The organism is Pontibacter burrus, from assembly GCF_010686685.1.
Taxonomy (GTDB): domain Bacteria; phylum Bacteroidota; class Bacteroidia; order Cytophagales; family Hymenobacteraceae; genus Pontibacter; species Pontibacter burrus.
Map to the genome: position 1 here is coordinate 75101 of NZ_JAAGWD010000011.1, position 12945 is coordinate 88045.

General features: G+C 47.2%; 7 protein-coding genes. 6 read left to right on the plus strand and 1 reads right to left on the minus strand.

Annotated elements, in window-relative coordinates; all coding sequences use genetic code 11:
* Window positions 1–41: 41 nt before the first annotated feature.
* The gene (locus GXP69_RS18200; RefSeq protein ID WP_163916938.1) at window positions 42–1043 is read right to left on the minus strand and encodes a T9SS type A sorting domain-containing protein; all 1002 of its coding nucleotides are present in this window, start codon (window positions 1041–1043) and stop codon (window positions 42–44) included.
* Between the two features lie 559 nt (window positions 1044–1602).
* Here GXP69_RS18200 and uvrA point away from each other — a divergent pair.
* The 6 genes from uvrA to plsY all read left to right on the plus strand — a co-directional run bounded on the left by uvrA (window position 1603) and on the right by plsY (window position 12914).
* Window positions 1603–4419, plus strand: a complete 2817-nt coding sequence (gene uvrA / locus GXP69_RS18205; RefSeq protein WP_163916940.1) for an excinuclease ABC subunit UvrA — start codon at window positions 1603–1605, stop codon at window positions 4417–4419.
* A gap of 825 nt (window positions 4420–5244) precedes the next feature.
* The gene (tpiA, locus tag GXP69_RS18210) at window positions 5245–6006 is read left to right on the plus strand and encodes a triose-phosphate isomerase (protein ID WP_163916942.1); all 762 of its coding nucleotides are present in this window, start codon (window positions 5245–5247) and stop codon (window positions 6004–6006) included.
* A gap of 93 nt (window positions 6007–6099) precedes the next feature.
* Window positions 6100–6459, plus strand: coding sequence for a DUF6150 family protein (locus tag GXP69_RS18215; protein ID WP_163916943.1), 360 nt, complete (start codon window positions 6100–6102; stop codon window positions 6457–6459).
* A gap of 8 nt (window positions 6460–6467) precedes the next feature.
* Complete coding sequence (gene prmA / locus GXP69_RS18220; protein ID WP_163916945.1) at window positions 6468–7295, plus strand: 50S ribosomal protein L11 methyltransferase; 828 nt, start codon at window positions 6468–6470, stop codon at window positions 7293–7295.
* A 24-nt stretch (window positions 7296–7319) separates the two neighbouring features.
* Window positions 7320–12122 carry a hypothetical protein gene (locus tag GXP69_RS18225; RefSeq protein WP_163916947.1) on the plus strand — a complete coding sequence of 1601 codons (4803 nt, stop codon included), beginning with the start codon at window positions 7320–7322 and terminating at the stop codon, window positions 12120–12122.
* Between the two features lie 147 nt (window positions 12123–12269).
* Window positions 12270–12914, plus strand: coding sequence for a glycerol-3-phosphate 1-O-acyltransferase PlsY (gene plsY / locus GXP69_RS18230; protein WP_163916949.1), 645 nt, complete (start codon window positions 12270–12272; stop codon window positions 12912–12914).
* The last annotated feature ends 31 nt before the right edge of the window (window positions 12915–12945 follow it).

The window sequence follows — 12945 nt, forward strand, 5'->3', positions numbered from 1 at the left end:
CCTACTCATACGGCTATAGTATGGGAATTGGTTATAGTTTACTATTCCAGCACTACCCGCTGGTGCACTACCTGGTTACCGGTTGTAGCTGTCAGAAAGTACAAACCTTTTAGTTTGGGCAGCTCGTGCATCGGCAACTCAAACAAATGGCCGCTGCTGTTTATAGTTCTGGAAAACACTACCCGACCGGCCACATCTTTCAGTTGCAGTAAAGTAGACTGATTAGCGGCATTGCTTACCGTAATGTTGCAGTTGCTGTTAGCACACGGGTTTGGAATTAATGCGGCCTGCATGGCATCACCGGCATCCCATTTAACGGCAATAGTGCTGGAGTAACTTTGAGCATTGTCATAGTCAACCTGTTTCAGGCGGTAGTAATTTGTGCCCTTTCCTGGAAGTTCATCCACAAAACTATAGCTTGATGGTATTGATGTAGTTCCCCTGCCTTGTACTGTGCCTATACTGTTGAATGATTCGCCATCAGTGCTGCGCTCTATATCAAAATGGCTGTTGTTCAGTTCGCTGGCAGTTTCCCAGTTTAGCGCTATCCCGCTTTCTGTTGCCTTGCCTTTAAAACTGGTGAGCTCTACCGGTAACGGAATAATGGCACCGCATTCAAATTCTTCTGCAAATGCAAGCGTTACCATTACTCTGTCATTTCCACCAAGCCCAATCTCTACTCTAAGTAATCCATCATTAAAAGAATTGGCATTAACCTGAAAAGCTACTGTATTTACTGTTTCTGAGATCTCGCTATCAGGGACAACTATTGGACGCCCCTGTACCTGATTTATGGTAATATCTGATACAATACCACATATATCCTGGAAATATATTTCAACATCAAGTTGTTGGTCCTGAGGGCCTCCAGGCTGGTTTATGCTTGGTGTTACACTTAAAAATCCAACTTGAACACAATCATTGTATGTGAAAGAACAAGGTTGGTCGCCGGGTATTTGGGTAGTTTGTGCTGAAGTCCTGTTCGGAACCAGACTCAGGAGGGTAAACAAAAGAGGTATAATTAAACATGTAAACTTTTTCATAGCATGGGTAGTTAGGCGTGGTCTGATATAATTTGCAGCTGCATACCCGGTTGTGTGGGGTAACGGAGTTTCTGTGCCTTATGCCCGGGTGAAGTGGTAAGGCAGATAGGGGTTAAATTGCGCTGATTTAGTCGGGAGAGGGTAAAGCTCCCGGCACCGGTGCAGCTACTTTGGTTTGCCAGCAGTACAACTCTGTGCAAAGCCTGCAGTAACTAATATATGCAGCGGCTATATACAGGTGTACGATTGCTGCACTTTCTCGTTAAAGTAACATCTTGATTTTTAGTAAATAGAGTACAAGTTTGGTGGGCGCAGAAGTTGCACTGCACAGGTAAGATATAGTGCAGAAATGCTAAACCTTTTTGTTTCAGATGCTGTTACAAAAAGATGCCTTATTCCGAGCGGTCGGGGAGGGCAGGTACCTAATTGCTGGCTCTGTTTCGGACTAAAAGCATAAGGTTTTGCCTGCTTCTAAAAAAGGGCAGGTATTCGTAACTTTACAGGATCATATAAGATAAAACAGGTACTGCCGGTGCTTTTGCCGGAGGCCAACGCTACTATGGCAATTACTCCAGACTATAACAAAGAAGAAATAGATCAGCTTGATGCGCGCCAGAATATCATTATTAAGGGCGCACGCGTGCATAACCTGAAAAACCTGAGTGTGGCCCTGCCGCGCAACAAATTTATAGTGGTAACCGGTCTTTCGGGTTCAGGCAAATCTTCGCTGGCTTTTGATACACTTTATGCCGAAGGGCAGCGCATGTACGTGGAGAGCCTGAGCTCTTACGCACGCCAGTTCCTGGGCCGAATGGATAAGCCTGATGTGGATTACATCAAAGGCATCAGCCCGGCCATAGCTATAGAGCAAAAGGTAAGTATAAAAAATAACCGCTCTACGGTTGGTACAAGCACTGAGATCTACGATTACCTGAAGCTGCTTTTTGCGCGCATTGGTAAAACCTTTTCTCCTGTTTCGGGTGAGGTGGTGCGCAAAGATTCGGTTGCTGATGTGGTGGATTTTATTTTCTCGCTGGAAGATGAAGCCCGTGTAATGATACTGGCGCCGCTGCACCTGCAAAAGGACAGAACTCTGGCTAAAGAACTGGACCTACTGCTGCAGAAGGGTTATTCCAGAATTTATGCCGACGGTGAGGTTTACTTTATAGAGGAGCTGCTGGAGCAGAAGAATCCGAAGCTCGGCAAAGAAGTTTATATTCTGATCGACCGTGCGGTAATCTATAAATCGGACGAGGATCTGCAGTTCAGAATTGCCGACTCGGTGCAGACTGCTTTTTTTGAAGGGCAAGGCGAGTGCCGTGTGAAGTTCGGCGATGGTGAAGAGCGTGTTTTCTCAGATAAGTTTGAGCTGGATGGCATCGTATTCGAAGAGCCTTCGGTTAACTTCTTCAGCTTTAACAACCCTTATGGCGCCTGCCAGACCTGCGAAGGTTTTGGCTCTGTGCTGGGCATAGACCCTGACCTGGTTATTCCTGATAAAAGCCTGACCGTGTATGAGGGAGCAGTTGCGCCCTGGCGATCAGATAAAATGAACGAATGGCTGCAGCCCCTGGTGAAGAATGGCATCCGCTTCGATTTCCCGATACACCGCCCTTACAACGAACTGACCGAAGCCGAGCAGGAATTGCTCTGGACAGGTAACAAGTATTTTGAAGGGCTGAATGATTTCTTTAAACATATCCAGGCGCAGACCCATAAGATTCAATACCGTGTGATGCTGTCACGCTATCGTGGCCGCACTACCTGCCCCGACTGCAAAGGCTCTCGTTTGCGCAAAGATGCCAGTTATGTGAAAGTGAACGGCAAAAGTATAACCGACCTGGTACTGATGCCTATTACGCAGGTATTGCCCTTTTTTCAGAATCTTGAGCTAACTGAGCACGAAGAGAAAGTAGCTGACCGACTGGTAACAGAAGTAACTAACCGTTTAGGTTATTTGGAACGTGTTGGCTTGGGCTATCTTACTTTAAACAGACTTTCTAATACACTTTCCGGTGGCGAGAGTCAGCGTATAAATCTGGCAACCTCGCTGGGCAGTGCGCTGGTGGGGTCTATGTACATCCTGGATGAGCCAAGTATAGGTCTGCACCCAAAAGACTCAGAACAGCTGATTGGTGTACTGCGCTCGCTGCAGAAACTGGGCAATACGGTTATAGTAGTGGAGCACGAAGAAGAAATGATGCGCGCTGCTGACCAGTTGATCGATATTGGTCCGGAAGCCGGCTCGGGTGGCGGGAACCTGATGTTTCAGGGTACTTTAGAAGAGCTCACTAAAAAAGCCGACACTTACACTGCCCGTTACCTGAGTGGCCGCATGGAAGTACCTGTGCCTGCGCAACGCCGAAAATGGCGCAATGCAATTGAGATAATTGGTGCCCGTGAAAACAACCTGAAAAACCTGAATGTGAAGGTTCCGCTGAATGTGATGACAGTGGTTACAGGCGTGAGTGGTTCAGGTAAATCGACGTTGATCAAGAAAATTCTGGCTCCGGCTATGCAGAAGCTGCACGGCTCTACTTCTGAGGCAACCGGCAAATTCGATAAACTGGCTGGCGACTATAACAAGATCAAGCACGTAGAGTTTGTGGACCAGAACCCGATCGGTAAATCGTCGCGCTCCAACCCGGTAACATACGTGAAGGCTTATGATGCTATCCGAACGCTTTATTCAGATCAGCCGTTGGCTAAAGCGCGCGGGTTTAAACCATCGCATTTCTCGTTTAATATAGATGGAGGCCGCTGCGAAGTGTGCCAGGGAGAGGGACAGGTGAAGATTGAGATGCAATTTATGGCTGACATCTTCCTGACCTGCGAAAGCTGCCACGGCCAACGCTTTAAACAGGACGTGCTCGACATCAAGTACAAAGACAAGAGCATCTCCGAGGTACTGGACATGACCATTGCCGACAGCATTGATTTCTTTGCCGACCAGCAGAAGATCATTGAAAAGCTGCGACCGCTGAACGATGTTGGGTTAGGTTATATCCGGTTGGGGCAGTCGAGCAATACTTTATCGGGTGGCGAAGCGCAGCGCGTAAAGCTGGCGTCATTCCTGACAAAAGGCATACAGCCGCACCACGAGAACATCCTGTTCATTTTCGATGAGCCAAGTACCGGCCTGCACTTCCACGACATCAGCAAGCTGCTGCAGTCCATGAATGCGCTAATCGAGAACGGCAACACAGTTGTTATTATCGAGCACAACATGGATATCATCAAATCCGCAGACTGGATCATCGACCTTGGTCCGGAGGGTGGTTTGAATGGCGGACACCTGTTATTCGAAGGCACCCCGGAAGACATGGCAAAGCTGGAAGACAACCACACTGCCCGTTTCCTGAAGGATAAACTATAGATTGAACTATAGGTCTTTGAAAAGCCGCAGCAAAGCTATAGTTGCTGCGGCTTTTTTACTTTGTCTGAATCAGGATTTACAGGATTCGGGCTTCGCTATAGTTGCCGCTTTATTTCCATAGTTGCTACTTTTCTGCTGGCGCGGGTTTGCAACCCGTGTCTAACTATAGGGTTGAGTTTGCAACTCAACTGGTATAAAAGGACAGGTAGAATTGCTGGCTGTAGTTCTATAGCTGGCGTTGGTCCAACCACCCCTAACCCCTCCTTGTCTAAGGCGGGGAATTGCTACCATTGTTATAATTAAAGCTTTTGCTCTATAGTTACAGCCCGCGAGCAGGCAGGCGCAGCCTGTCCCCAAGGAACTACTACCACGGAAAGGCGATGCAACTATAGCTATTCATTAACTATAGTAGTAGCTATCGAAGTGATCACAGTCTTTGGGTTGAGCGCCTTGTAGATTTCTGGTGGCGTAGCCATTGCGACGTAGGAGCAAAAGAAATGTACACCGCGCGATGCCCAAAGACGGGGCCCCGCGGCCGTGAGCGCACCAAAGCTGGATTGAAACGATAGGTTGGTAGAGCTCCCAGGATAAACGGGAACTATGAAAGCAACTGCTTGTATCCAGTAGCAACTATAGTTAGCTATAGGACAAATAAGATCCTTCGACTAACGCTCAGGATGACAAAAGAGAACTATAGTTTAAGCCAGATTTCTCATTGAAACTCGAAATGACATTAAACTGAAACTATAAACCATAAATTACTAACTTGCCGTAAAGCAGCGGAAGCTGATAAACAACTATAAATTCATCATCAAACTATAAAACATGAGAAAACGAATTGTTGCCGGCAACTGGAAAATGAACAAGACCTACGAAGAAGCATTGTCGCTTGTGTCGGAGATCGATAATATGGTGAAAGACGAAGTGAACGGCGATGTAACCGTAATCGTGGCACCTCCTTTCCCATTCCTGCAAAGCGTAGGCAAACTGACCCAGGGCAACGATAAATTGTACCTGGCTGCGCAAAACGTAAGCGAGCACGAAAGCGGTGCTTATACAGGCGAAGTGTCAGCAAGCATGCTAAAGTCGGTAGGTACGGAATATGTAATTATCGGCCATAGTGAGCGCCGCATGTACCACCACGAAGATGCCCAAACACTTTACAAAAAACTGAAAGCAACTATAGCACAGGGATTGAAGCCGATCTTCTGCTGTGGTGAACCACTGGAAGAGCGCGATGCTGACCGTCATTTCGATTATGTAGGCAAGCAATTGCACGACAGCCTGTCTTACCTGAGCAACGAAGAGTTTGACCAGGTGATAGTGGCTTATGAACCGATCTGGGCGATTGGTACCGGTCGTACGGCTAGCAGCCAGCAGGCACAGGAAATGCACGCTTACATCCGTGAGCAACTGTCCAGAATGTTTGATGCGGAAGCTGCTTTTAACTGCTCTATATTGTATGGCGGCAGCTGCAACCCGGGCAATGCTAAAGAGCTTTTCGCTCAGGAAGATGTAGATGGCGGCCTGATCGGCGGTGCATCGTTAAAGTCCAGAGACTTTGCAGATATTATTAAATCGTTTTAATCTTCCGGATTTATAGTTAAAAAGGCTGCTAATACTCGGTGTTGGCAGCCTTTTTTGTTACCTTAATCCTTATCTTTGAGTAAATTGTAGTCTATGTCTTTGTTTTTTACCTTTTGGCTGGCACTTTTGCCCTTTTTGAAGCCTGCTGTGGCCGATGCACCTGCCGCCGGTAACGATCACTGCCGCATTTACGGGTCCATCTATTTGGAACGCGACCCCCGGTACAAGAACAATGCATCGCATACAGTTTTCCTGAACGAGGACGAAGCTTTTGCTGACATGGTAGTGTACCGCGAGAGCAACAAACTCTTTGCCGATGCTACTGCCGTGTGGTATATTACACCTACCAAAGCATTTGCAGACCATATTTTATATGTAACCGATAACCGCAATCTGGCCGACATAACGGTGCATTTTACAACGGTTCGGTCTTTTGCCGCTTGCCGAGAATAACATAACACATGGATTTTATAGAAGTAACCCTGAAAGTAAACGCAGAATTTGCGGACATACTTACCGCCGAGCTGGGAGAGCTGGGCTTTGATGCCTTTGTAGAGAACGAAGACGGTTTTAGTGCTTACATTGACGAAGACAAGTATAACCAGCAGGATTTAGAAGAAACCCTGAGTCGTTACTCAGATTTTGTGCAGGTAACGTATACAACTGAGAAAATTGAGCGTCAGAACTGGAACGAAGAGTGGGAGCGTAATTTTGAGCCGCTTTTTATTGGCGATCAGGTGTCGGTAAGAGCATCGTTCCACGAGAAACCTGCCAATGCAAAGTACGACATCGTGATTAACCCGAAAATGTCTTTCGGCACGGGCCACCACGAAACGACCACGCTCATGATCGAGAACCAGCTGACACTGGACCACCAGGGCAAGCGCGTACTGGACATGGGCTGCGGAACCGGTATTCTGGCTATTATGGCCGGTGAGCTGGAAGCTAATGAGATTGTAGCTGTAGAGATTGAAGACTGGACCGTAGAGAATGCGCGTGAAAATGCTGAACTGAACGGTTACGGAAAGATAGATGTACGGTTAGGTGGCGCTGAAACTATAGAAGGTGATCAGCCTTATGATATTATTTTAGCCAATATTAACCGCAACGTACTGCTGGATGATATGCCTGCATATGTGGCAGTTCTTAAAGAAGAAGGCTATTTGCTGCTGAGCGGATTTTATACCGAAGACCTCCCGATACTGCAGGAACGGGCAACCGAACTGGGGCTAACATACCTGTCGCACCGCGTGAAGAATAACTGGGTTTCTGGCATCTTCCGGAAATAGCAAACACCATAAACGTACTACTCTATGAAGTACAAACTTTTACCCTTACTCTTTTTACTGACAACCTTTGTAGCGCAGGCGCAGAGCAAATTTTCAAATAAGCCCGACGAGTTCATCACCGAAGCCAAGAACCTGATGGTTGCCGGCAAGGTGGTGAACGCCGAGCAGTTGAACGCTGAACTGGATGATATCTGGAGCAGTGGCAAGCTAACGGACAAACAGAAGGGGCAGGTAATAGACATTTCGCAGCGCATGTACCGCAAAAAAATGCGCTCTAATCCGCATTACTCCGATTTCTTTACCATACTGACAGCTGCTGTAAACAAGCACAGCCTGCGCGGCAGCAGCCTGAACAATATGCTGGATGTGGTAGAGAAAACAATAGAGAATGAGGACCTGGCAAATGTGGGTAGTTTTCTGAATATCAGTAAACTATACTTAACCACAGGCCGCATTTTTCAGAAACCAAACTATAGACTGTATGCCACCGGGGGCAGTTTTAGCTTTGCTTACGAAGGGGTGTCTAAGAAAAACGATGACGCTAACGCAACCGGCACCAGCGAATGGGACAATATCTCCTGGGATGATGAAGTAGATGCCAACGGCGAAACGATAGATGATGGCTGGGGCGCACCGGTAGCGAAACCTAAAACAGAAGCTCAGAAAAAGGAAGAATCTAAAAAAGCAGCTCAGCGACGTAAGGAAAGCCTGAAACAGCACTTTATCCCTGCTCAACCTGGCGTCTCAGGCCCTATACTCAAGCTTGAGAACGTTGATATTACTTTTGCCACTAACTACGACTCCACAGCCATTCAAAAAACCAATGGCCAGCTGATGCTGACAAAAGGAATGTTTGTAGGTGAAGGTGGCTCCTACGACTGGGAAGCTGGTGGCAGCCCGGCATCTGCTATTCTACGGAAGTATAATTTCGATACCAGTTTTGCAGGCTTTAAAGCGCCGGATGCCACGTTAACTTATAATGCTGTTTTGCAGAGCCCCATAGAAGGCTCTTTTGAGTTCAGGAGCACCAAGCGTGGCGCTGAGGGCGAGAAACTGTACCCACGGTTTGCTTCCTTTACCAACGATGCGCAGGTAAAAAGCCTGGGCGAAAGAATTAACTACCGTGGTGGCTTTTCGCTGGCCGGCGACCTGATCGGAAGCCGCGCGCTGGATGGCAGTTTATCTGAAATTACAGTTGTAGATGGCGGCAAGCGGAAGTTCAGTTCGCGCGCGCTTAACTATACCCTGAACGATACCCTGATCGTAGCCTCGCGGGCCGCTGTTTCCATCTACCAGGAAAAAGATTCTATCTCGCATCAGGCTTTACAGTTGCGTTATTCCAAACCATTAAACAGACTTACCCTCACCAAAGACAAAGGACCCTACAGCCGCACGCCATTCTACGATACGTACCACGCCATGGAGATTACCGCGGAGCGCGTATACTGGGACCTGAATACGCCACACATCAACTTCTCGGTACTCAATACTAAAACCATTATACCAGTACAGCTGGAGTCTACAAATTATTACTCCAACAACCGCTTCCAGCAGATGGTGGGTGTGGCCACGTTTCACCCGTTGCAAATGCTGATTGCATACGCTGCCAAGCACAAGAAGAACGAGTTTTATGCCGCGGATGTATCTGCCTTTAATAAGCTGAATGAGCAGGCCATCCGGCAGGCGGCACATAACCTTTCGCGCGAAGGATTTGTGGACTATGACAACGGTACCGGCTACATTGCGCTTAAGAAGAAAGCCTGGCTGTATGTAGGGTCATCCCAGAAGCTGACAGACTACGACCATATTGTGATTCGCTCTGTTGTGCCATCTGGCCGGAACGCTACCCTGAACATGGACAATAACAAGCTGGAAGTGCGCGGGGTAAATAAAATTGCTTTCAACATCGATACAGCCAGCGTTTATATTATCCCGGATAGTGCCATAGTTCGCATTCTGGATAACCGGAACATTGAATTTGGCGGACAGGTTTTTGCGAGCAGGCTGGCATTTAAAGGTTCGCAGTTCAAGTTCAACTACGACGAGTTCATGATCGATATGCAGCAACTGGATACAATTGCGCTTGTAACCAAAGAGCGACGCTCATCCAGAGGTAAAGTGACGGACCAGGTACTGACGAGCCGCTCCGGCAAATTGACTGGTAAACTATACATCAACAAGCCCAATAATAAATCCGGCAAAGAGTTTTATCCTGAGTACCCTAAGTTTGATGCTCCGGTGGGGGCGCAGGTAACTTTTAACCGGCCTGATGTATTGGGCGGGGCATATGATAGCACCGTTTACTTTGACATGCCACCCTTTAAGCTCGATAGTTTAAGTGCAGGAAAGGGTGCTATCGGCTTCGATGGTACTTTCCACTCCGGAGGCATCTTCCCGCCTATTAAAACCAAGCTCACCATGATGCCGGACGAGACGCTGGGCTTCTATTACCAGCCATCGGCCAATGGTTTGCCAGCTTACGGCGGTAAAGGCATCGCCTACGACACCATCATGATGAGTTCGGCAGGGATACAGAGCAAAGGCACGCTTAAGTATTTAACAGCTACCCTCGAAGCACCAGAATACACATACTACCACGAGGCTGTAAAAACTGAAAAAGGCGCTACAGCAACTATAAAAGAAGAAAAGCTGAACGGTACAGAGTTCCCGGTGGCAACGCTGAGCAACTTCCACATGAACTGGATGCCTAAAGCCGACTCCATGTACCTCTCTACTACCAAAGAACCGATGCTCATCTATAAAGAGAAGTATAAGTTTAAGGGAGTAGCCAAACTATCGCCGGGCGGTATGTATGGTACAGGCGAACTCGATAACCCTATAGCTAACGTTACCTCTCCGCAATTCCTGTTTAAGCAGCGTAGCTTCTCGGGTAATAACTCGCAGATGATTGCCAAGTCGGATGTGCAGGTAACCCCGGCTATTAAAGCGCAGGGTGTGGAGTTTAACTATGACATGACCAAAGGAACCGTAGATTTTGGTATTGAGAAGCAGGGGCAGGCAAGTCTGGAGTTTCCGAGGGCCCAGTATAAAACCTCGATGCGCAGTGCCCGCTGGGACTTTGCAACAGAACGCATTACGCTGCAGTCCGACGATAAAGGGAAGAACTACTTTTACTCTATGCACCCACAGCAAGACTCGCTTAACTTTATGGCGGCTACTGGTGTGTACGACCTGAAGAAGAATACTATCCTGGCCGGTGGTGTACCCTACATAGCCGTTGCCGATATGTATGTGATTCCGGATAGCGGCAAAGTAGAAGTAACAGCCGATGCTACGATCCGGACGCTGCGTAACTCCCGCATTATGGCCGACTCGGCACAGCAGTACCATAAACTATATCAGGGCAACCTGGATGTAAAAGCCAGAAAGTTACTGAATGGTTCTGCTTACCTTACCTACCTGAATGCTGCCGAAGATTCGTTTAAACTGCACTTTACAAACTTCACTTTCGATAACCCGCAGGGCAAGCGTAAGCCGATCTATTCTTTTGCAACGGCTACTGTAGAGGAGAAGGATAAATTCTACATTTTCCCGCGCATCCTGTATCGTGGTAAAGTGTTGATGCACGCTACCAAACCGTACATGGATTTTGATGGTGAACTGAAGCTGACTTTTACCGGAAACGAAGCTGACTCCGACTGGTTCTCTTATAAAAAAGATACACTGAACCCATCCAATGTCCGGATACCGATACAGAAAGCCAAAGCAGCGGACGGAACGCCACTGCGCACGGGTATTCACTTATCGGCATCTACCGCCAAACTATACAATACCTTTGTGTCTCAGAAGCAGAACGAAGATGACCTGGACCTGTTCCTGGTTGATGGCTCTATTTCCTACAACAAATCGAACAAAGAGTTTAAAATAGGCCGAGAAGAAAGGGCGTATGCCAACTCGTATGAAGGCAGTGTGCTGCGATACAGCGAAGCAACCAATACCCTGCACTTTGAAGGTAAATTGAACCTGCTGAAGCCGACACGTAACTTCAAAATCGATGCATCAGGTAGCGGAGTAGCCAACGTAGATAGCAGCAAATATAAGCTGGATGCATTTCTGGCCTTTACCATGAACATGCCGGAGCAGGCGCTGCAGGCAATGGCAGAACACATAGAAGAAAGTTCCGGCGCAGCACCCGAAGCCCTTGATGGCAGCGATGCCACCTACTATAAACTAGGCGAATTTATTGGCGACAGAGGCGTTCGCCGGTACATTACAGAAACGTCACGTAACTATATTTCGCTGCCTAAGCTGGATAAAGCACTTGTCCGTAGTTTGATCCTGAACAAAGTAGACCTGAACTGGTCCAGCGAGCACAAGGCATGGTATAGTACCGGAAAAATTGGTGTGGCCAGTATCCTGAAGGATGATATTAATGCGTTAATAGATGGATATGTGGAAATAAAGCAGGACCTTAATGGTGAGCCAACACTGAACCTGTACTTGCAGGCCGATCAGTATACATGGTACTATTTTAGCTACTATGAAAACGGGCTTACGCTGGTATCGTCTAACGACAAGTTTAACAAGGCAGTGCAGGCAAAGTCAAAACGCGGACGCGGTACTACCACGAGCTATGGCTTTTACCCTGGCGAGTCAATAGAGAAGAATACCTTCCTGGAACATTTCACCAAAACGTATCTGGGTGGCAACGGAGGTTTTAAAGTTGTGACACAACAGCCTGAACCGGGAACTACTGACACCTTTGATTTTGTAGATGATGCACCAAAGAAGGAGAAAAAGAAAAAAAGAAAGAAAGGAAATGACGGCGGAGAAACGGAGCCCGGGCCTGGTATAAATAACCAATAGGTATATAGGAAGCGTATAGTATTTATAAGGCGGTGTATAGAAATAAAATTAAGTTTTGTATATATTTGAATCTTCTAGGAGCCACCCGCGGCTTGCCGGAAGTATTTTAAGGACTTCCGCCGGAATTAAAAAAAGAACCTTACGTTGATGAATATACTTTTGATCGCTGTACTATGTGTAGCAGCTTATTTGATTGGCTCTGTATGTACTGCTGTTTGGCTTGGTAAATGGTACTACGGTATCGACATCAGGCAACATGGTAGCGGAAACTCTGGCGCAACCAATACTTTCAGGGTATTGGGCAAAAGACCGGGAACTATAGTTATGCTGATCGATATTTTTAAGGGTTGGCTGGCTACTTCGCTTGCAGGACTGTTAGTATTGTTTAATGCCATTCCTGCCGATGATCTGATCATTTATCAGCTGATAATGGGTATGCTGGCTGTAGTTGGCCATATTTTCCCGGTATACGAGCGCTTTAAAGGCGGTAAAGGTGTTGCTACTTTATTGGGTATGATGCTGGCCATTCAGACGGATGTTGCCCTGCTATGTATGGTAATCTTTGTGATCGTGCTGTTTACTTCGCGCTACGTATCGCTGGGTTCTATGATTGCGGCCCTGGCTTTCCCGATTCTACTGTTATTGCCACGCTTTCACCCGGATAACCCGATTCTTATAATTTTCGGCTTTATACTTTTTGCGGTAGTTGTGCTCACACACCGTAAAAATATCAATCGCCTGATTGCCGGAGAAGAGAGCAAAGCCAACATTAAGCTGGGCCTCAGAAAATAAAAAACTATAGTTTGCCACTATCATAAGATGC

Coding starts and splice junctions, on each gene's coding strand:
- GXP69_RS18200 (WP_163916938.1), bottom strand. CDS start 1,043: ATGAAAAAGTTTACATGTTTAATTATACCTCTTTTGTTTACCCTCCTG.
- uvrA (WP_163916940.1), top strand. CDS start 1,603: ATGGCAATTACTCCAGACTATAACAAAGAAGAAATAGATCAGCTTGAT.
- tpiA (WP_163916942.1), top strand. CDS start 5,245: ATGAGAAAACGAATTGTTGCCGGCAACTGGAAAATGAACAAGACCTAC.
- GXP69_RS18215 (WP_163916943.1), top strand. CDS start 6,100: ATGTCTTTGTTTTTTACCTTTTGGCTGGCACTTTTGCCCTTTTTGAAG.
- prmA (WP_163916945.1), top strand. CDS start 6,468: ATGGATTTTATAGAAGTAACCCTGAAAGTAAACGCAGAATTTGCGGAC.
- GXP69_RS18225 (WP_163916947.1), top strand. CDS start 7,320: ATGAAGTACAAACTTTTACCCTTACTCTTTTTACTGACAACCTTTGTA.
- plsY (WP_163916949.1), top strand. CDS start 12,270: ATGAATATACTTTTGATCGCTGTACTATGTGTAGCAGCTTATTTGATT.